The 19,213-nt window shown below is 73.4% G+C and carries 14 protein-coding genes; 11 read left to right on the top strand and 3 right to left on the bottom strand.

The features are described from left to right. The first annotated feature begins 114 nt into the window (after positions 1–114). From ACZ7LE_RS11345 to ACZ7LE_RS11325, 5 genes are all read left to right on the top strand, one after another. Positions 115–1,122 (top strand): ABC transporter permease, encoded by a 1,008-nt coding sequence (locus ACZ7LE_RS11345; RefSeq protein WP_470403397.1) that lies wholly within the window; start codon positions 115–117, stop codon positions 1,120–1,122. A gap of 56 nt (positions 1,123–1,178) precedes the next feature. Further along, positions 1,179–2,081 (top strand): ABC transporter permease, encoded by a 903-nt coding sequence (locus ACZ7LE_RS11340; protein ID WP_470404537.1) that lies wholly within the window; start codon positions 1,179–1,181, stop codon positions 2,079–2,081. Continuing rightward, positions 2,078–3,871, top strand: coding sequence for a dipeptide ABC transporter ATP-binding protein (locus ACZ7LE_RS11335; protein WP_470403396.1), 1,794 nt, complete (start codon positions 2,078–2,080; stop codon positions 3,869–3,871). The genes ACZ7LE_RS11340 and ACZ7LE_RS11335 overlap by 4 nt, the downstream gene beginning before the upstream one ends. A 193-nt stretch (positions 3,872–4,064) precedes the next feature. Beyond that, positions 4,065–5,540 carry a 30S ribosomal protein S1 gene (rpsA, locus tag ACZ7LE_RS11330; RefSeq protein ID WP_285102336.1) on the top strand — a complete coding sequence of 492 codons (1,476 nt, stop codon included), beginning with the start codon at positions 4,065–4,067 and terminating at the stop codon, positions 5,538–5,540. A 194-nt stretch (positions 5,541–5,734) separates the two neighbouring features. Next, on the top strand, positions 5,735–8,524 hold the full coding sequence (locus tag ACZ7LE_RS11325) for a tetratricopeptide repeat protein (protein ID WP_470403395.1): 2,790 nt from the start codon (positions 5,735–5,737) through the stop codon (positions 8,522–8,524). A 51-nt stretch (positions 8,525–8,575) separates the two neighbouring features. Here the strand turns inward: ACZ7LE_RS11325 and ACZ7LE_RS11320 are convergent, their stop codons facing one another. Both ACZ7LE_RS11320 and ACZ7LE_RS11315 read right to left on the bottom strand, forming a co-directional pair. Further along, positions 8,576–9,499 (bottom strand): cation diffusion facilitator family transporter, encoded by a 924-nt coding sequence (locus tag ACZ7LE_RS11320; protein ID WP_470403394.1) that lies wholly within the window; start codon positions 9,497–9,499, stop codon positions 8,576–8,578. Positions 9,500–9,605: 106 nt separating this feature from the next. After that, positions 9,606–11,495 carry an ABC transporter ATP-binding protein gene (locus tag ACZ7LE_RS11315; RefSeq protein ID WP_470404536.1) on the bottom strand — a complete coding sequence of 630 codons (1,890 nt, stop codon included), beginning with the start codon at positions 11,493–11,495 and terminating at the stop codon, positions 9,606–9,608. A gap of 229 nt (positions 11,496–11,724) precedes the next feature. Here ACZ7LE_RS11315 and ACZ7LE_RS11310 point away from each other — a divergent pair, with 229 nt between their 5' ends. Further along, the gene (locus ACZ7LE_RS11310) at positions 11,725–12,957 is read left to right on the top strand and encodes a cytochrome P450 family protein (protein WP_470403393.1); all 1,233 of its coding nucleotides are present in this window, start codon (positions 11,725–11,727) and stop codon (positions 12,955–12,957) included. A 52-nt stretch (positions 12,958–13,009) separates the two neighbouring features. Here the strand turns inward: ACZ7LE_RS11310 and ACZ7LE_RS11305 are convergent, their stop codons facing one another. Beyond that, complete coding sequence (locus ACZ7LE_RS11305) at positions 13,010–13,999, bottom strand: alpha/beta hydrolase (RefSeq protein ID WP_470403392.1); 990 nt, start codon at positions 13,997–13,999, stop codon at positions 13,010–13,012. Between the two features lie 123 nt (positions 14,000–14,122). Here ACZ7LE_RS11305 and coaE point away from each other — a divergent pair, with 123 nt between their 5' ends. The 5 genes from coaE (at position 14,123) to ACZ7LE_RS11280 (ending at position 19,200) form a co-directional block, all read left to right on the top strand. Further along, the gene (gene coaE, locus ACZ7LE_RS11300) at positions 14,123–14,752 is read left to right on the top strand and encodes a dephospho-CoA kinase (protein WP_470403391.1); all 630 of its coding nucleotides are present in this window, start codon (positions 14,123–14,125) and stop codon (positions 14,750–14,752) included. Between the two features lie 31 nt (positions 14,753–14,783). After that, on the top strand, positions 14,784–15,470 hold the full coding sequence (locus ACZ7LE_RS11295; RefSeq protein ID WP_470403390.1) for a pyroglutamyl-peptidase I: 687 nt from the start codon (positions 14,784–14,786) through the stop codon (positions 15,468–15,470). A gap of 37 nt (positions 15,471–15,507) precedes the next feature. Next, on the top strand, positions 15,508–17,619 hold the full coding sequence (gene uvrB, locus ACZ7LE_RS11290) for an excinuclease ABC subunit UvrB (protein ID WP_470403389.1): 2,112 nt from the start codon (positions 15,508–15,510) through the stop codon (positions 17,617–17,619). A gap of 61 nt (positions 17,620–17,680) precedes the next feature. After that, complete coding sequence (locus tag ACZ7LE_RS11285) at positions 17,681–18,109, top strand: VOC family protein (protein WP_470403388.1); 429 nt, start codon at positions 17,681–17,683, stop codon at positions 18,107–18,109. A 119-nt stretch (positions 18,110–18,228) separates the two neighbouring features. Beyond that, positions 18,229–19,200: an NAD(P)-dependent alcohol dehydrogenase gene (locus ACZ7LE_RS11280; protein WP_470403387.1), complete on the top strand. Its 972-nt coding sequence runs from the start codon at positions 18,229–18,231 to the stop codon at positions 19,198–19,200. Positions 19,201–19,213: the final 13 nt, after the last annotated feature.

Genomic DNA, 19,213 nt, shown 5'->3' with positions numbered 1-19,213 from the left:
TACCTCAGGTCGGGGCGCGGCTGCGGCCGCGCCCCGACCGCTGTCCGGAGTCGCCCGGGCCGGCCACGAGCCGGTTGCCCGGTCGACCGATGAACGCATGTCTGTCGAGGAACGATGCTCAGACTGATCGTGCAGCGCCTGCTGCTCCTGATACCCATCCTGCTGGGTCTGTCGATCCTGCTGTTCGGCTGGGTCCGCGCCCTGCCCGGCGGGCCCGTGCAGGCCATGCTCGGCGAGCGGTACACGCCCGAGGCCGCCGCCGAGATCGAGGCCCAGCTCGGCCTCGACCAGCCCCTGATCGTGCAGTACGGCAAGTACCTCATGCGGCTGCTGCAGGGCGACTTCGGCACCTCGCTGCAGAGCGGCCGGCCCGTGATCGACGAGTTCCTCACGCGGTTCCCCGCGACGATCGAGCTCACCGTGGTGGCGCTCGTCTTCGCGATCGGCATCGGCATCCCGCTCGGCTACGTGGCGGCCCGCCGGGCCGGCTCGGTCGTCGACCACTCGGCGGTCGTGGTCTCGCTGATCGGCGTCACGGTGCCCGTGTTCTTCCTGGCCTTCATCCTGAAGTACGTGTTCGCCGTCGAGCTCGGCTGGTTCCCGACGACGGGACGGCAGAGCGCCACGATGGTCGCGACGCACCCGACGAACTTCTACGTCCTGGACGGCCTGCTCACCGGTGAGTGGGACGCGGCCTGGGACGCGCTGGTGCACCTGATCCTCCCGGGCATCGCGCTCGGCACCATCCCGCTCGCGATCGTGGCCCGCATGACGCGCGCCGCCGTCTCCGAGGTGCAGAACGCCGACTACGTCCGCACGGCACGGGCCAAGGGCATCAAGCCCGCCCGCCTGCGCGGGGACCACGTCCTGAAGAACGCCATGCTCCCCGTGGTGACGACCATCGGCCTGCAGGTCGGCCTGCTGCTCTCCGGGGCGGTGCTCACCGAGACCGTCTTCGCGTTCAGCGGCATCGGCAGCTTCCTCGCGGACTCCGTCTTCAACGCGGACTACCCGGTCATGCAGGGCTTCGTGCTCATGATCGCCGTGGTCTACGCCCTCGTAAACCTGCTCGTCGACGTGTCGTACGGGCTGATCGACCCCCGGTTGAGGAGGCAGCAGTGAGCGCCAACGAGCTTCCTGTGACCGACGGCGTGGCCGCCGAGCCGCTCCGTACCAGCATCCACGGCGACGGACCCGGCGGGGCGGACCACGCCGGCGAGGGCGTCTGGGCGCGTGCCTGGCGCACGCTGCGCCGGAACCCCGTCGCCATCATCGGCTTCGTCATCGTCGCCGTGTTCGTCCTGGTGGCGGTGCTCGCGCCGCTGCTGGCCCCGTACGGCCCCACCGAGCTGCCGGGCCGCGCCGACGTGCGGCCCACCATGATCCCCGGGCCGTCGGCCGAGTACCCGCTCGGCCTGGACCGCTACGGCGGCGACGTGCTGAGCAAGCTGATCTGGGGCGCGCAGGCCTCGCTCCTGGTCGGCGTGCTGTCCACGCTGTTCGGCCTCGTCGGCGGCATGCTGCTGGGCCTGCTCGCCGGCTGGCTGGGCAAGTGGGTCGACTTCGGCGTGATGCGCCTGGTGGACCTGATGCTGTCGGTGCCCTCCCTGCTCCTGGCGGTGTCGATCGCGGCGATCGCCGGCCAGTCCTCGATGTCGGTGATCATCGCGATCGGTGTGGTGCAGATCCCGATCTTCGCCCGCCTGCTGCGCGGCTCGATGCTCGCGCAGCGCGGCCAGGACTACGTGCTGGCCGCGTCCGCGCTGGGCCTCAGCCGGCGTTCGGTGACCATGAGCCACGTGCTGCCCAACAGCATCGGCCCCGTCATCGTGCAGGCGACCCTGACCCTGGCCACAGCAGTGATCGAGGCCGCGGCGCTCTCCTTCCTCGGCCTGGGCGGCGGCGAGCCGTCCACCGCGGAGTGGGGGCGCATGCTGACGGCCGCGCAGCAGGAGCTCGCGGTCGCACCGCGCCTGGCGATCCTGCCCGGTCTCTGCATCGCGATCACGGCCCTCGGCTTCACCCTCGTGGGCGAGAGCCTGCGCGAGGCCCTCGACCCCCGGAACAGGACCCGACGATGACCGACATCGCTGACAACACGGCCGACGTCCCGGTGGACGGGCCCGTGGACGCCCCCGTCGACGCGCCGGTCGACGCCCCCGCGGAGGACGTCGTCCTGCGGGTCGAGAACCTGAGCGTCGACTTCCGGACCGAGGGCGGCCCCGCCCGCGCCGTGGCGAACGCCAACCTGACCGTCCGGCGCGGCCAGACCGTCGCGATCGTGGGGGAGTCCGGCTCGGGCAAGACCACGCTCGCCATGGCGGTGCTGGGCCTGCTCGCGAGCAACGGGTCCGTGGCCGAGGGCCACATCTGGTTCAAGGACGAGGACCTGGGCCACATCAGCGCGCAGCGCATGGCGCAGCTGCGGGGCACCGAGCTCGGCCTGGTGCCGCAGGACCCGATGACCAACCTCAACCCGATCCTGCGGATCGGGCAGCAGATCGACGAGGGGCTGATCGACAACGGCCTGCGGACGCGCCGCGACGCGCGCGCCCGCACCGTCGAGCTGCTCGACGAGGTGGGCCTGCCCGACGCCGCCCGCCGGGCCGGTCAGTACCCGCACGAGTTCTCCGGCGGCATGCGCCAGCGGGCGCTCATCGCCATGGGCCTGTCCGGCCGCCCGGCCCTGCTCGTCGCGGACGAGCCGACGTCGGCCCTCGACGTGACCGTGCAGCGCGGCATCCTGGACCAGCTCTCCGGCCTGACCGAGGAGCTCGGCACCGCGGTGCTGCTCATCACGCACGACCTCGGCCTCGCGGCCGAGCGCGCCGACATCGTGGTGGTCATGTACCACGGCGAGATCGTGGAGCAGGGCCCGGCCCGCCAGGTCCTCACCGCGCCGCAGCACGACTACACCAAGCGCCTCATGGCCGCGGCCCCGTCGCTCGCCTCGCGCCGCATCGAGATCGCGCGCGAGCGCGGCCTGGAGGACGTGCTGGACGACGCGCTCCTGGCGCCGGGCGAGGCGGCCGAGCCGGCCGACGTGCCGGAGGACCGGCGTGCCGACGCGGCGCCGCTGGTCTCCGTCAAGGACGTGAGCAAGGTCTTCTCGATCCGCGGCGGCGGCCTGCTGTCCCGCAGCAAGGACTTCACCGCCGTGGACGGCGTGAGCCTCGACATCCCGCGCGGCTCCACCGTGGCCGTGGTGGGGGAGTCGGGCTCGGGCAAGTCGACCCTGGCCCGGATGATCCTCGACATCGAGAAGCCCACCACGGGTTCCATCACGTTCGACGGCGGCCTCGTGGGCGCCGGCAAGCACAAGGAGCAGATCGCCTACCGGCGTCGGGTCCAGCCCGTGTTCCAGGACCCGTACTCCTCGCTGGACCCGCTCTACTCGGTGTTCCGGGCGATCGAGGAGCCGCTGCGCGCGCACGACTACGGTGACGCCGCGGCCCGCCGCGCCCGGGTGGAGGAGCTCGCGGAGCAGGTGGCGCTCAGCAAGGGCCAGCTGCGGCGGTTCCCGTCCGAGCTGTCCGGCGGCCAGCGGCAGCGCGTGGCGATCGCCCGCGCGCTGGCGCTGTCGCCGGAGCTCGTGGTGTGCGACGAGGCGGTCTCGGCGCTCGACGTCGTGGTCCAGGCCCAGATCCTGCAGCTGCTCGCCGGCCTGCAGGAGGAGCTGGGGCTGACCTACCTCTTCATCACGCACGACCTCGCGGTCGTGCGGCAGATCGCGGACCGCGTGCTCGTCATGCAGCAGGGTCGCGTGGTCGAGGAGGGCACCGTCGACTCGGTCTTCGACTCGCCGGCCACCGACTACACCCGGGCGCTGCTGGACGCCATCCCGGGCAAGGACCTGGAGCTCGCGCTCTGAGCGTGGAGCACCGGATCCGTGCGGCTCGCGCCACCCTGGCTCGCGTTGACCAGGGTGCTGCCGCGCCACTAGGATGGCTGGCGGTGCCGTGCGCCTTCCGGCGACCTACCGGCACCTCACGAGCACCGCACCAGCAGAGCTCAAACAGACCCTGTCCGTACTACGCCATGTCCGCATCGGAGCATCGAACTCAATGACCATCTCCACCCCTGCGAAGTCCGCACCCCAGGTTGCCGTCAACGACATCGGCACCGAGGAGGACTTCCTTGCTGCCATCGACGCCACCATCAAGTACTTCAACGATGGTGACATCGTCGAAGGCACGATCGTCAAGGTGGACCGTGACGAGGTCCTTCTCGACATCGGCTACAAGACCGAGGGTGTCATCCCGTCCCGGGAGCTCTCGATCAAGCACGACGTCGACCCTGGCGAGGTTGTCGCCGTCGGCGACGCCGTCGAGGCCCTGGTCCTCCAGAAGGAGGACAAGGAAGGCCGTCTGATCCTGTCCAAGAAGCGCGCGCAGTACGAGCGCGCCTGGGGCACGATCGAGAAGATCAAGGAGGAGGACGGCGTCGTCACCGGCACCGTCATCGAGGTCGTCAAGGGTGGCCTCATCCTCGACATCGGCCTGCGCGGCTTCCTCCCCGCCTCCCTCGTGGAGATGCGTCGTGTCCGCGACCTCCAGCCGTACGTCGGCAAGGAGATCGAGGCCAAGATCATCGAGCTCGACAAGAACCGCAACAACGTCGTGCTCTCGCGCCGTGCCTGGCTCGAGCAGACGCAGTCCGAGGTTCGCTCGACCTTCCTGCAGACGCTGCAGAAGGGCCAGGTGCGCCCGGGTGTCGTCTCCTCGATCGTCAACTTCGGTGCGTTCGTGGACCTCGGCGGCGTCGACGGTCTGGTGCACGTCTCCGAGCTGTCCTGGAAGCACATCGACCACCCGTCCGAGGTCGTCGAGGTGGGCCAGGAGGTCACCGTCGAGGTGCTCGACGTCGACTTCGACCGCGAGCGTGTCTCCCTGTCGCTGAAGGCGACGCAGGAGGACCCGTGGCAGACCTTCGCCCGGACGCACGCCATCGGTCAGGTCGTGCCGGGCAAGGTCACCAAGCTGGTTCCGTTCGGTGCGTTCGTGCGCGTCGAGGACGGCATCGAGGGCCTGGTCCACATCTCGGAGCTGGCCGTGCGCCACGTCGAGCTGCCGGAGCAGGTCGTCACCGTCGGTGCCGAGGTGTTCGTCAAGGTCATCGACATCGACCTGGAGCGCCGCCGTATCTCGCTGTCGCTCAAGCAGGCCAACGAGGGCGTGGACCCGGAGTCCGAGGACTTCGACCCCGCGCTGTACGGCATGGCCGCCGAGTACGACGAGGCCGGGAACTACAAGTACCCGGAGGGCTTCGACCCGGAGACCAACGAGTGGCTCGAGGGCTTCGAGACCCAGCGCGAGTCGTGGGAGGCGGAGTACGCCAAGGCGCACGAGCGCTGGACCGCGCACCGCAAGCAGGTCGCCGAGGCGCTCACCGCGGACACCGAGGCGTCGTCCGAGGCCCCGGCCGCTCCGGCCGGTGGCGGCAGCACCAGCTACTCCTCGGCTCCGGTCGAGGAGGCCGGTGGCACGCTGGCTTCGGACGAGGCGCTCGCCGCGCTTCGCGAGAAGCTCACGGGCAACTGACCTGAGCTGATCACCGACGGCCCGTCGCCCCTGTGGGGGCGGCGGGCCGTCGCTGTTTTCGGGATGCGGTGGCCTGGGCCGACGCCGATCGCCGTCCAAAGCTGTGACCTGCGGCGACGCGGCCGATGGCCGCCCCGGGGAGTATCACAGCGGGCGCTGGTCAGGAACGCGGCAGTGCTGTTGGATGTCTGGTCATGAGCCGACCCGGACCTGACGAGGTGCGGAGCCCGGTGGCGCGCGAGACGAGTCCGGCGGCCCTCCTCGCTCCCGAGCGGGAGGTGGTGCCGTTCACCGGCCGCGGGCGGGAGCTCGCCGAGCTGCGCGCCTGGGTGCGCTCCCGGGAGCCCGTCGCGCTCCGCCTGATGTGCGGGCTCGGCGGCGTCGGCAAGACCCGTCTGGCGCTCGAGCTCGGCCGGCGGATGCGTCGCACGGGCTGGACCGTGGTGCACGTGCTGCCCGGCGAGGAGGTGGCGACGGTGGTCGCGGTCGCCGCGGCGCGCCGGGTCCTGCTGGTGGTGGACGACGCCGGGCACCGCCTCGACCTGCCCGCCATGCTCGACGCCGTCGCGGAGACCCGGACCCGCGGCCGGCTGCGGATCCTGTGCACCGCCCGCACCGGCGGCCAGTGGTGGCGTCGGCAGCGGTGGACCAGCACTCTCTGGGCGGGGCGGACGCCGCCGGTCACGCAGATGGCGCTGGCGCCCGCGTTCGACCGGACGGTCGAGGTGGGGCCCGACCCCGCACCCGGCCTGGAGGTGGACCGCTCGGAGGACGACCGGGTGCTGCTGGGCACGGCGGTGACGCGCTTCGCGCGGGCGCTGGACCGGCCGGTGCCCGAGGTCTCGTTCGACCTCACGCCGGACCACCGGCCGCGCGCCCTCGACCTGCAGGCGGCCGCGCTGGCGGCGGTGCTCGGGCCACAGGCGCCGGATCCCGACGAGCAGGGGCCGGTCGCCGTCGACCCCGCCCGCGGGCTCGAGGCCGTGCTGGACCACGAGCGGGCCGGCTGGGCTGCGTCGGCCCCGGCGGCCGGGCTCGTCGCGGGGCCGGGCGGGACGGCGGAGGCGGCCCTGGCCACCACCCTGCTGGTGGGGGACACCTCCGAGGCCGGGGTGCGTGCCGCGCTGCGTCGCGCGGGCGTGGAGCCGGACGGCGGGCGGACGGACCTGGCCGTCGCGTGGGTCCGTGCGCACCTGCCGGACGTGCCGCGCCTGGCGGAGCTGCTCGTGTCCCGGGTGCTGGCGGGGCAGGAGCGGCTGATCGACGCGTGCACGCGCGACCTGGGGCGCCAGGAGGCCTTCGGGGTGCTGGCGTTCGCCACGGCGATGAGCCTGGACCGGCCCGCGACGGGCCGCGACGTCCCCGGGGAGCTGATCGCGGCGGCGGCGTCCGCCCTGCCCGACGAGGGCCCGGCTGACCTGGCGGGCCTGATGCGGGTGACGCGCCGGCTGCCGCGCTCGTCGGGCCCGCTGGCGGTGCCCGTGCTGGACCGCCTCACGCACCGCGTCGCGGAGCTCGCCCGGCTGGTGGGCGACGAGCCCACGCAGGGCGAGGCGCTGACCGACCTCGGTGTCGTGCTCATCGCCGAGGGCGAGCCCGCCGCCGCGGTGCCGGTGCTCCAGGAGGCGGTGGGGCTCTGGCGCGGCCTCGCCCGGACGGACGAGCTGCGGTACCGCCCGCCGCTGTGCACCGCGCTGAACAACCTCGGCATCGGCTACTGGGCGGTGGGCCGGCACGCCGACGCCCTCACCGTCCAGGAGGAGGTCATCACCCTGTGCGCCGGGCTCGGGCCGGGGGACGCGCCCTGGGCCGACGCCGAGCACGCGCGGGCCCTGCAGAACGCCGGCGTGTCCTACACGGAGCTGGGCCGGACCGGCGAGATCGAGGCCACGCAGCGCGCGTCGCTGGACATCTACCGCCGGCTCGCCGAGGGCGACCCCGTGCAGTACGAGCCCCGCGTCGCCGCGGTGCTGGGCAACTTCGAGGCCCTCACGGAGAGCGGCCGTCCTGAGGACGCCCTGCCCGCGAACGCGGAGGCCGTGGCGATCCGGCGGCGGCTGGCCGCGGGCCGGCCCGAGCACCTGGGGGAGCTGGCGTGGTCGCTCGGCCAGCTCGGCACCACCCTGGAGGCGCTCGGGCGGTACGAGGAGGCCGGGTCCGTGCTGGTCGAGGCGCTGCAGATCCAGCGGCGCCTCGCCGACGAGAACGCGCGGGGCACCCGCGCCGACCTGTCGGCCGCCCTGTCCGCGCTCGGCGCCCTGTACTCGACCACGGGCCGCGCCGACGAGGCGCTCCGGCTGGAGCGGGACGCGCTGGAGATCCGGCGCGAGCTCGCCCGCGAGCACCCCGCGCGGTACCTGCACTACCTGGCCCACTCGCTGTCCAACCTGGGCGTCACCTACGCCCGGCGTGGCCGGTTCGACGAGGCCGTGCTGCTCGAGGAGGAGGCGGTGGGCATCCGCCGGGGCCTCGCCCGCCGGAACGCCCGGTCGCTGAAGTACCTCGCGCAGTCGCTGTCCAACCTGGGCGTGCGGTACGCCGACCTGGGCCGGTTCGAGGAGGCGCTGCGGCCCACCCAGGAGGCCGTGGACATGCTGCGCCGGCTCGTGCGGGACCAGCCGGAGAAGTACCGCACCGGCCTCGCGGAGGCGCTCGCGAACCTGGGGGCCACGCTGCTCGACCTGGACCAGCCGACCGAGGCCCTGGGGCCCATGCGGGAGGCGGTCGCGATGCGGCGTCAGCTCACCGTGGAGAACCCCGACAAGCACCGGCCGGACCTGGCGCTCACGCTCTCCAACCTCGCCAGCGCGCTGAGCGCCGCGGGGGACAACGTGGCGGCCCTCGGGCTGGCGCGGGAGGCCGTGGAGCTGCGCCGCCGGCTCGCCGCCGACCTCCCGGAGCGCTACCGGGCGGAGCTGGACCGGTCGCGGGCGGTCCTCGCGCTGATCGAGGCGGCGATCCGAAACCCGACGACGGTCCGGTAGGCGCGTCCGTCAGGTGCGTCCGGCGGGTGGGCGCGGCCGGGCAGCAGGCGGTCAGGCGTGCTGCGGGTGCTCGTGCGCGACGTGCGTGTGCGGCTCGACCTGGAACGTGGAGTGCTCCACCGCGATGTCGAAGTGCTGCGCCACGCACTCCTGGAGCTGGTCCAGGATGCGGGCGGCGTGCCCGTCGGTGAAGCAGTCGGTGCGGACCACCACGTGGGCGCTGAGCACCGGCAGGCCGGTGGCGATCAGCGACGCGTGCATGTCGTGCACGTCCTCCACGTGGTCGAGGTCCAGCAGGTGGGCACGCACCTCGTCGAGGTCCAGCCTGGGCGGCGACGACTCCAGGAGCACCGAGACGGTCTCGCGCAGCAGGCGCAGGGCTCGCGGGAGGATCAGCGCGCCGATCAGGAGCCCCGCCACGACGTCGGCCCGCTGCCAGCCCGTGAACGTGATGACCAGGGCCGCGACGACCACCGCGAGCGAGCCCAGCGCGTCGTTCACGACCTCCAGGAACGCAGCGCGCAGGTTCAGGTTCGCCGTCCGGCGCCCGGCCAGGACGGCCATCGCGGCGAGGTTCCCCACCAGGCCCACCACGCCGAAGACGACGAGCTCGGGGCCGGGCACCTCGGGCGGCGCCACGAGCCGCAGCACGCCCTCCACCAGGACGTACACGCCCACGACCAGCAGGACGCCCGCCTGGGCGAGCGCCGCGATCACCTCCGCCCGCCGGTACCCCCAGGTGCGGCGCGCCGACGGCGGACGCAGCGCCAGGCGGGCCGCGAACAGGGCCATCGCGAGCCCCGCGGCGTCGGTCAGCAGGTGCACCGTGTCGACGAGCAGCGCGAGGCTGCCCGTGAGCAGAGCGCCGACGACCTGCGCGACCAGGACCGCCGCCGTGATGCCGAACGCGGCGGTCAGGCGGCCGCGGCCGCCGTCGGGCAGGTGCTGGTGGTGGTGCGTTCCCACACGGTCCATCCTCCCAGCCGCGGGTGCGGTGCGCCCGGCCCGGGAGCGGTGCGGTTCGGCGCCGGTACCGTCCGGCAGCGGTACGGCCCCGGCCCGGCAGGCGGGGCCGGGGCGCTCAGGAGGCCTCGGCGAACTGCGTCCGGTACAGGTCGGCGTACAGGCCGCCCGCGGCGAGCAGCTCGGCGTGCGTCCCGGACTGGACCACCCGCCCGTCGTCGAGCACCACGATGCGGTCCGCGGCGCGCACCGTCGACAGGCGGTGCGCGATGACCAGCGACGTCCGCCCGGCCAGGGCCTGGTCGAGCGCCACCTGCACGGCCGCCTCGGACTCGGAGTCGAGGTGCGCGGTGGCCTCGTCGAGCACGACGATGTCGGGCGCCCGCAGCAGCAGCCGCGCGATCGCCAGGCGCTGCCGCTCGCCGCCCGACAGCCGGTAGCCGCGGTCGCCCACGACGGTCTCCAGGCCCTCCGGCAGCCGGTCGACCAGGTCCCAGATGCGCGCCTGGCGCAGCACCCGCTCCAGGTCGGCGTCGGTGGCCTCCGCGCGGACGAACCGCAGGTTCGCCGCGACCGTGTCGTGGAACATGTGCGCGTCCTGCGAGACGACGCCGACCGTGGCCCGCAGCGACGCGAACGTCACGTCCCGCAGGTCCTCGCCGGCGATGCGGACGGTCCCCGCGGTCGGGTCGTGCATGCGGCTGACGAGCTGCGAGACCGTCGTCTTGCCGGCCCCCGACGGGCCCACCAGCGCGACCATCGACCCGGCGGGCACCTCGAACGAGACGTCACGCAGCGTGTCCGTCGTCGGGTCCTTGCGCGGCCCGGCCACCGACTCCAGGGACGCGAGCGACACGTCCTCCGCCCGCGGGTACCGGAACGTCACGTCCGCGAGCGAGAGCGAGGCGCCCCGGGCCGCGACGGCGGCCCGCAGGTCGGCGGCGTCCGGCCGCTCGGCCACCGACGGCTCCAGGTCCAGCACCTCCAGCACGCGCTCGAACGAGACGAGCGCCGTCATCACGTCCACCTGGACGTTCGCCATCGCCGTCAGCGGCCCGTACAGGCGCGTCAGGTAGGTGGCCAGCGCCACGACGGTGCCGACGGTGAGCTCGCCCGCGATGGCCTGCAGGCCGCCGAACCCGTAGACGCCCGCCACGGCCAGGGACGCGATGGTGGACAGGCCCACCCGGAACCACGTGCCGAGCAGCGCCGTGCGCACGCCGAGGTCGCGGCGCTCGCGGGCGGGGCCGGCGAACCGCTCGGACTCGGCGTCCGGGTCCCCGAAGACCTTGACGAGGTGGGCGCCGGCCACGTTGAACCGCTCGTTCATGACCTGGCCCAGGTCGGCGTCGACCTCCATGCCGCGGCGGGTCAGACCGGCGAGCCGGCGGCCGAACCACCGGGCCGGGAACACGAACAGCGGCACCAGCACGAGGGCCCCGAGGGTGAGCTCCCACGACATGGTGAACATCGCCGCGAGCGTGAACGTGATGGTCAGCGTGTTGGACACGACGGTCTGCAGGGTGGTGGTGAAGGCGCGCTGCGCCCCGAGCACGTCGCCGTTGAGGCGCTGCACGAGGGCTCCGGTGCGGGCCCGGGAGAAGAAGGCCAGCGGCATGCGCTGGACGTGGTCGAACACCGCCACCCGCAGGTCGAGGATGAGGCCCTCGCCCACCTGGGACGACACGAGCCGGTCCGCCACGGACAGCCCGGCGGCCAGGATCGCCAGCACGCCGGCGGCGGCCGCCAGCAGCACGACCAGGCGGGTGTCGCCGGCGGTGATCCCGTGGTCGATGAGCCGCTGGAACAGCAGCGGCGTGGCCGCCCCCGCGGCGGCCTCCAGGGCCAGGATCAGCACGAACAGGGTGAGCCGGCCCCGGTAGGGCCGGGCGAACGAGACGATCCGGCGCAGGGTGGGCCAGCCGAGGCGCTGTCGGGTGACGGACTGGTCCTGCGTGAACGAGCGCATCGAGCGGCCCCCGCCCATGCTCCCGCCGCCTCCGTGCATGCTCACCGTCGAATCGTCCCACGCGGACCGCCCGGCGGCGGTCACGCGGACCCCGCGGGGGCGTCGCGCGCACAGCCGGGCCGACGGTAGCGGGCACCCTGGGGTGATCCGGACCACAGGCGTGTTACGCGTTCCTGGACGGCCGTGATAGAAACCCTCGATCGGGCGTCTACGCAGGTCGCCCCACGAATCGATGGATGAGTCCATGAATATCGACGGGTGGAGTGCCATGTCCGAGCTCGAGCCGCAGAGCAGCGGGGGCCGGCTGGCGCTGGTGGAGCTGACCGGTGCCGAGGACATGACGGCGGCGCTGCGCAAGCTGCAGGACCAGTGGGGCCCCGTGGCCCCCGTGGACCTGGAGCCGGGTGTCCCCGGCTGGCTCGTGCTCGGGCACGCCGAGGTCATGGAGGTGATGCGTACGGAGAGCGTCTTCGCCAGGGACCCGCGGCACTGGAGCGAGCGGCTGCCGCTGAACTCCTCGCTGCACGCGATCCTCTCCCCGGCCGGACGGCGCGCGCTGTACTACGCCGACGGCGCGGAGCACCGGCGGCTGCGGCTGCCGGTGGACGAGGCGTTCGCCTCCATCGACGAGGCGCAGACCGCGGCCATGGTGCGCGGCGTCTGCGGCCGGCTCATCGACTCCTTCGCGGACCGGGGCGACGCGGACCTGATCGGCGAGTACGCGGCCGCGGTGTCGTTCCTGGCCGTCTCGGGCATGTTCGGCTTCAGCGAGCCGCAGGGGATCGCCCTGCTGCGCTGCGCGCACGGCGTGTTCGGGCACGGTGGCGACGCAGTGGCGGCGCTGACCACGATGGACCAGATCGTGCTGGACCACGTGCAGGCCACCCGGCAGAACCCGGGGCCCAACCTGACCGCCAAGTACGTCGCGCACCCCAACTTCGAGGACGACACCGAGATCGTGCACTCGATGGTGGTGGCGATCTGCGCGGCCAACGAGATGCTGGTGACCTGGATCGCGGCCACGCTGCGCCGCATGCTGACCGACCCGCGGTACACGGGCCGCGTCACGGGGGTGCGCCGCGGGCTGGACGACGCGATGGACGAGACGCTGTGGGGCGAGCCGCCCGTCGCCAACCTGCCCGCGCGGTACGCCGTCACCGACTGCACGCTGGGCCGGGCGCAGATCCGGGCCGGCGACGCGATCGTGATGGGCCTCGCCGCGGCGAACAACGACCCGCGGGTGCGCACCGAGGACGACCTGTTCGAGGCCGGCAACCGGTCGCACCTGTCGTTCGGCGTGGGGCCGCACGCGTGCCCCGCCCGCCGCCCGGGGCGGCTCGTGGTGAAGATCGCCGTCGAGAGCCTGATGGAGCGCCTCGACCTGCGGCTCACCGACCCGCAGGTCACGTGGGCGCCGTCGCCGTGGTCGCGCTACCCGGCGGTGCTGCCGGTGGCGTTCACGCCCGAGCGCAAGCCCACACGGACCCCGGTCCGGGTCTGAGGACCCGGCACGGACCCTGCGCCCTCGGGTGCGGGGTCCGTGCCGCCCGGTCCTACCGGTCCAGGGAGTCGACGAACGACGTGGTCGCGTCCGAGATCCGGGACCGGGCCTCGTCGTGGGTGATCGTCGCGGTGCCGTCGCCGGGCTGCGGCCCGTAGTCGCCGAAGAAGGCGTGGACCGCGCCGTCCACCACGGTGTACGTGGTGGACGGCGGCAGGTTCGCGCGCGCGGCCTCGATCTTGGCCGGCGTGGCGAGGCCGTCCCGCGAGGCGGAGACGGACTCGACGGCCACCGGCAGCGAGCTCAGGTCCTCGGCCGGGTAGGACGCGTACAGCAGCAGGCCGACGGCGGGCGCGTCGGCGTCGTCCGCCGCGGCGGCAGCGTCCGTGGACGCGACGACGCCGCCGAGCGAGTGCCCGCCCACGACCCAGCGCTCCGCGGTCGGGACCGCCTCCCGGGCGGCGTCGAAGGCCCCGCCGGCGAGGAACGCGACGGCGAGCGGCTGCTTGGCGATCACCACCGTGTGTCCCGCCTCGGCCAGCGGGCGCAGCACCGCGGCGTAGGCCCGGGCCTCGACCTTGGCGCCGGGCTGGAAGAAGACGGCGGTGCCGGTTGCGTCCCCGGCCGCGTCCGCGTCCCCGGCTGTGCCGGCTGTGTCCTCGGTGGGCGCGAGCACGACCCGCGTCGCGGACTCGGTGACGGTGACGGCCCCGTCCGAGAACATCGCGGTCAGCGCCGGCTCGACGGCCGTGAAGGGGCGCAGCCAGGCCGTCGCGGCGATCCAGACGGCCCCCGCGACGACCAGCGCCACGTCGAGGACCCGGCGCCCGCCCGGGCGGGCCGGACGCGGCCGGCTGCTGCGCCACAGCGCCCACGCGCAGCCCAGGACGGTCAGGACCAGCAGCACGGCATAGGCGGGATGCCCGTGCACCACCGCGCCCCACGCCGTCAGGCAGGCCCACAGCACGACGACCAGCCCCGCGGCGGCGACCGCCCGGACGGTCCAGGTGAGCCAGGCCGGCCGGCCCCTGTCGACGATCATCGTGCTCCTTCGTGCTGGCGTACTGTGGTCCCGTGCCCGTCCAGGTCGCGGGACGTGCGGTCACACCGTACGTGCCGACCGGGACCACGGCAGAACCCCAACGATCCCGGCACTGAGGACCCCATGTTCCGCATCGGACTGACCGGAGGGATCGCGGCCGGCAAGTCGGTCGCGACCGTGCGCCTGGCCGAGCTCGGCGCCGTCGTCGTCGACCACGACCTGCTGGCCCGGGAAGCCGTCGCGCCCGGCTCGGTCGGCCTGGCCGAGATCGTCGAGGCGTTCGGCCCCGGCGTCCTGACGGCGGACGGCGGTCTCGACCGCCCGGCCCTCGGGGCCCTGGTGTTCGCCGACGCCGCCGCGCGCGCCCGCCTCAACGAGATCGTCCACCCCGAGGTGCGCCGGCTCTCGGCGGAGCGCGAGGCCATGGCGGGCGCCGCCGACCCTGCGGCCGTCGTCGTGCACGACATCCCGCTGCTGGTCGAGACCGGGCAGGCCGAGCACTTCCACCTCGTCGTCGTGGTGCACACCCCCGCGGAGCAGCGCGTGCGCCGCCTCGTGGAGCGCCGGGGCCTGACCGAGGACGCCGCCCGGGCCCGCATCGCGGCGCAGGCCGGCGACGACGAGCGGCTCGCCGCCGCGGACGTCACCCTCGACGGTTCCGGCAGCGAGGACGACCTGCGCTCCCAGGTCGATACGCTGTGGCAGCGCGTGGCCGGCGAGGTCGCGCAGGAGGCGGAGGCGGACACCGTGTGAACCGGGCCGCCCCGGGGGAGGAGCAGGCACGATGAAGGTTCTGGTCACGGGGTTCGAGCCGTTCGGCGGCGACGCCGTCAACGCCTCCGCAGAAGCGGTCGCCGTGCTCGCGGAGCGCTGGGCGGGGCCCGAGGAGCTGGTCACCGCCGTCCTCCCGGTCGAGTTCGACCAGGTCCGCAAGCCGGACGGCCCGCTGCTGCGCCTGCTGGACGAGCACCAGCCCGACGTCGTCGTGGCCGTGGGCCTGGCCGCCGGCGTCACCCAGGTGCGGGTCGAGCGCGTGGCGATCAACCTGATGGACGCGCGCATCCCCGACAACGGCGGCGCCCAGCCGGTCGACGCCCCGGTGGTCGACGGCGGCCCCGCCGCCCGGTTCGCCACCCTCCCCGTCAAGGCGGCGGTCGACGCCGTCCGCGAGGCCGGCATCCCCGCCGGCGTCACGTACAGCGCCGGCACGTACGTCTGCAACGCCACCTTCTACGCCCTCCAGCACGCGCTGGCCGCGCGGCCCGGCGTGCTCTCCGGCTTCGTGCACGTGCCGCGCACCACCGAGGAGGTCGGGGCCGAGGCGTCGGCGTCCGCCCTCGTGGACGGCGGCGAGGCGCACCTCCCGGTCGGCGAGCTCGCCCGTGCCCTGGAGATCGTGGTGCGCACGGCGCTCGCGGCGGCCCGCGGCGAGGTCGCGGAACCAGCCGTGGCGGCGGGGACGCTGCACTGAGGACCTGAGTGTCAGTGGTCCGCCGTACGGTAGTGACATGCGACCCGTGACCGATCTGCAGCGCACGGTGGCCCCGTTCGAGGTCATCTCCGAGTACCAGCCCGCCGGCGACCAGCCGACGGCCATCGCCGAGCTGACCGAACGTGTCCAGGCGGGCGAGAAGGACGTGGTGCTGCTCGGCGCCACGGGTACGGGCAAGTCCGCGACCACGGCCTGGCTCGTCGAGAAGCTCCAGCGCCCCACCCTGGTCATGGCACCCAACAAGACGCTCGCCGCGCAGCTCGCCACGGAGTTCCGCGAGCTGCTGCCGAACAACGCGGTCGAGTACTTCGTCTCGTACTACGACTACTACCAGCCCGAGGCGTACATCGCGCAGACGGACACCTACATCGAGAAGGACTCCTCGATCAACGACGAGGTGGAGCGCCTGCGGCACTCGGCCACCTCGTCGCTGCTGACGCGCCGCGACGTCGTCGTGGTCGCCTCGGTGTCCTGCATCTACGGCCTGGGCACGCCGCAGGAGTACGTGGACCGCATGGTCCGGCTCGACGTCGGCGACGTCGTGGACCGGGACGACCTGCTGCGCCAGTTCGTCACCATGCAGTACACGCGTAACGACATGTCGTTCACGCGCGGCACGTTCCGGGTGCGTGGCGACACCGTGGAGATCATCCCGGTGTACGAGGAGCTCGCGATCCGCATCGAGATGTTCGGCGACGAGATCGAGTCGATCCAGACGCTGCACCCGCTCACGGGCGACGTGGTGCGCAACGAGGAATCGATCTACGTGTTCCCGGCCACGCACTACGTGGCGGGCCCGGAGCGCATGGAGCGCGCCATCGGCGGCATCGAGAAGGAGCTCGAGGAGCGGCTGGCCGAGCTGGAGAAGCAGGGCAAGCTGCTGGAGGCCCAGCGGCTGCGCATGCGCACCACCTACGACATCGAGATGATGCGCTCGATCGGCACCTGCGCCGGCATCGAGAACTACTCGATGCACATCGACGGCCGCGAGCCGGGCACCGCGCCCAACACGCTGCTCGACTACTTCCCCGAGGACTTCCTGCTCGTCATCGACGAGTCGCACCAGACGGTGCCGCAGATCGGGGCGATGTTCGAGGGCGACGCGTCCCGCAAGCGCGCGCTCGTCGACCACGGCTTCCGCCTGCCGAGCGCGATGGACAACCGCCCCCTGAAATGGGAGGAGTTCACCGAGCGCATCGGGCAGACCGTGTACCTCTCGGCCACGCCCGGCGACTACGAGCGGTCGCTGTCGGACGGCGTCGTCGAGCAGGTCATCCGCCCCACCGGCCTGATCGACCCCGAGGTCGTCGTCAAGCCGACGACCGGCCAGATCGACGACCTGCTGGGCGAGATCCGCGACCGCGTGGACCGCGACGAGCGCGTCCTGGTGACCACGCTGACCAAGAAGATGGCCGAGGACCTCACGGACTACTTCCTGGAGCGCAACGTGCGGGTGCGCTACCTGCACTCCGACGTGGACACGCTGCGCCGCGTCGAGCTGCTGCGCGAGCTGCGGCTCGGCGAGTACGACGTGCTCGTGGGTATCAACCTGCTGCGCGAGGGCCTCGACCTGCCCGAGGTGTCGCTGGTCGCGATCCTCGACGCCGACAAGGAGGGCTTCCTGCGGTCCGGGCGCTCGCTGATCCAGACGATCGGCCGCGCGGCACGTAACGTGTCGGGCCAGGTGCACATGTACGCGGACAAGATCACGCCGGCCATGCAGATGGCGCTGGACGAGACCAACCGGCGTCGCGAGAAGCAGATCGCCTACAACACCGAGCGGGGCCTGGACCCCCAGCCGCTGCGCAAGAAGATCGCCGACGTGACCGACATGCTCGCCCGTGAGGACCTCGACACCGCCGAGCTGCTGGCCGGCGGGTACCGCAACAGCCGCAAGGCGAAGGGCGAGGGCCGGGCCCCGGTGCCGGGTTCGCCCAAGGAGGCGGCGACGTCGGGCAACCGGCTGGCGGGCGCCGCCGCGAGCGAGCTGGCCGAGCTCATCCAGGAGCTCGCCGACCAGATGCACGCCGCGGCCGCGGAGCTGCAGTTCGAGGTCGCCGCGCGCCTGCGTGACGAGATCTCGGGGCTTAAGAAGGAGCTGCGGCAGATGCAGGCCGCGACGGCCTGAGGGCGTCGCGGTCCAGACGGACCGGCGACACGGACCGGCGACACGGACGGAGTGCAGCAGCATGGCCCTGACGTTCCAGGTGACCTTCGACGCGGCCGACCCGCGTGCGCTCGGCGACTTCTGGTGCGAGGTGCTCGGCTACGTGCGCGACGCGCCGCCCGCGGGTTTCGCCACGTGGGAGGAGGCCTTGACCGCCTGGGGCCTGCCCGAGGAGCGGTGGAACGACAAGAACGCCGTCAGCGACCCGGACGGCGTGGGTCCGCGCATCTTCATCCAGAAGGTGCCCGAGCCGCGGACGGCCAAGAACCGCGTCCACCTCGACGTCAACGTGGCCGCCGGCCTGGCCGGCGAGGAGCGGGAGGCGAAGATCCGCGCCGAGGCGGCGCGGGTCACCGCGCTCGGCGCGAGCGTGGTGGACGAGGTCGCCGAGCTCGGGGAGTTCTGGATCGTGCTGCGCGACCCCGAGGGCAACGAGTTCTGCCTGCAGTGATCTGCTGCAGTGATCTGCCTGGAGTGAGGCACCGAGTTCATCCTTGACCCGCTCACGCGGCCCGGAGGACCCTGATCGCGCAGGGTGGCAGCGCACGTCGGGAGAAGTGGCGGGACCGGATGCGGGCACTGACGCAGGACAGGTACGGCTGGGACGCCCTCGCGGTCCGCGAGGTCCCCGAACCGGTGCCCGGCGAGGGCCAGGTGCTGGTCCAGGTGCACGCGGCCGGCGTCAACCCCTACGACTGGCACTACGCCGCCGGGCAGCCGCTCATCGCCCGCCCGACGCTCGGCGGCCTCACCGGCCCGCGGCCCCCGGTGCGCGGCGCGGACCTCTCGGGCGTCGTGGTCGAGGCCGGTCCGGGCGTCACCGCGTTCGGGCCGGGCGACGAGGTCTACGGCTTCGGGACGAGCGGCACGTTCGCGGAGCTGGCGCTCGCGGACGTCGGCAGCATCGCCCGCCGGCCGGTCGACCTCGCCCACGTCGAGGCGGCGGCGATGCCCATGGCCGCCGTCACCGCCCTGCAGTTCCTGCGCGCGGCCGAGCTCACGGCCGGGCAGAACATCGCGATCACGGGCGCGGGCGGCGGGATCGGGCACTTCGCGGTGCAGATCGCGGCGGCCTGGGGTGCCCACGTGACCGGGGTGTGCGGCCCGCGCAACGCCGCCATGGTGCGCGAGCTCGGTGCGTCCGAGGTCGTCGACTACACGCAGGACGACGTGACGGCGGGCGAGCCGCGCTTCGACGTCGTCCTCACCAACGCGGGCCGGTACCCGCTGCGGGCCCTCGGCCGCGTGCTCGTGCCGGGCGGGCTGCTCCTGGCCAACGACGGGAGCCGGGAGGGCCTGCTCGGCCCCCTGCCCGAGCTGGCGGTGGCGCCGCTCCTGTCGCGGTTCCGGCCGTACCGGATCGTGAACGTCACGGCGACCACGAGCGGCGAGGACCTGGCCGTGCTGGACGGCATGGTCGCCGACGGCGTGCTGCTGCCGATCGTGAGCGCCACCTACCCGCTGGAGCGCGCCGTGACCGCCGTCCGGCAGGTGGCCGGGCACGGGCACGCGCGCGGCAAGCTGGTGGTCACGCTCCGCTGAACGTGCCGCAGAT

Source organism: Promicromonospora sp. NPDC110617 (genome assembly GCF_055598465.1).
This window is presented reverse-complemented; position numbering and strand designations above follow the sequence as displayed.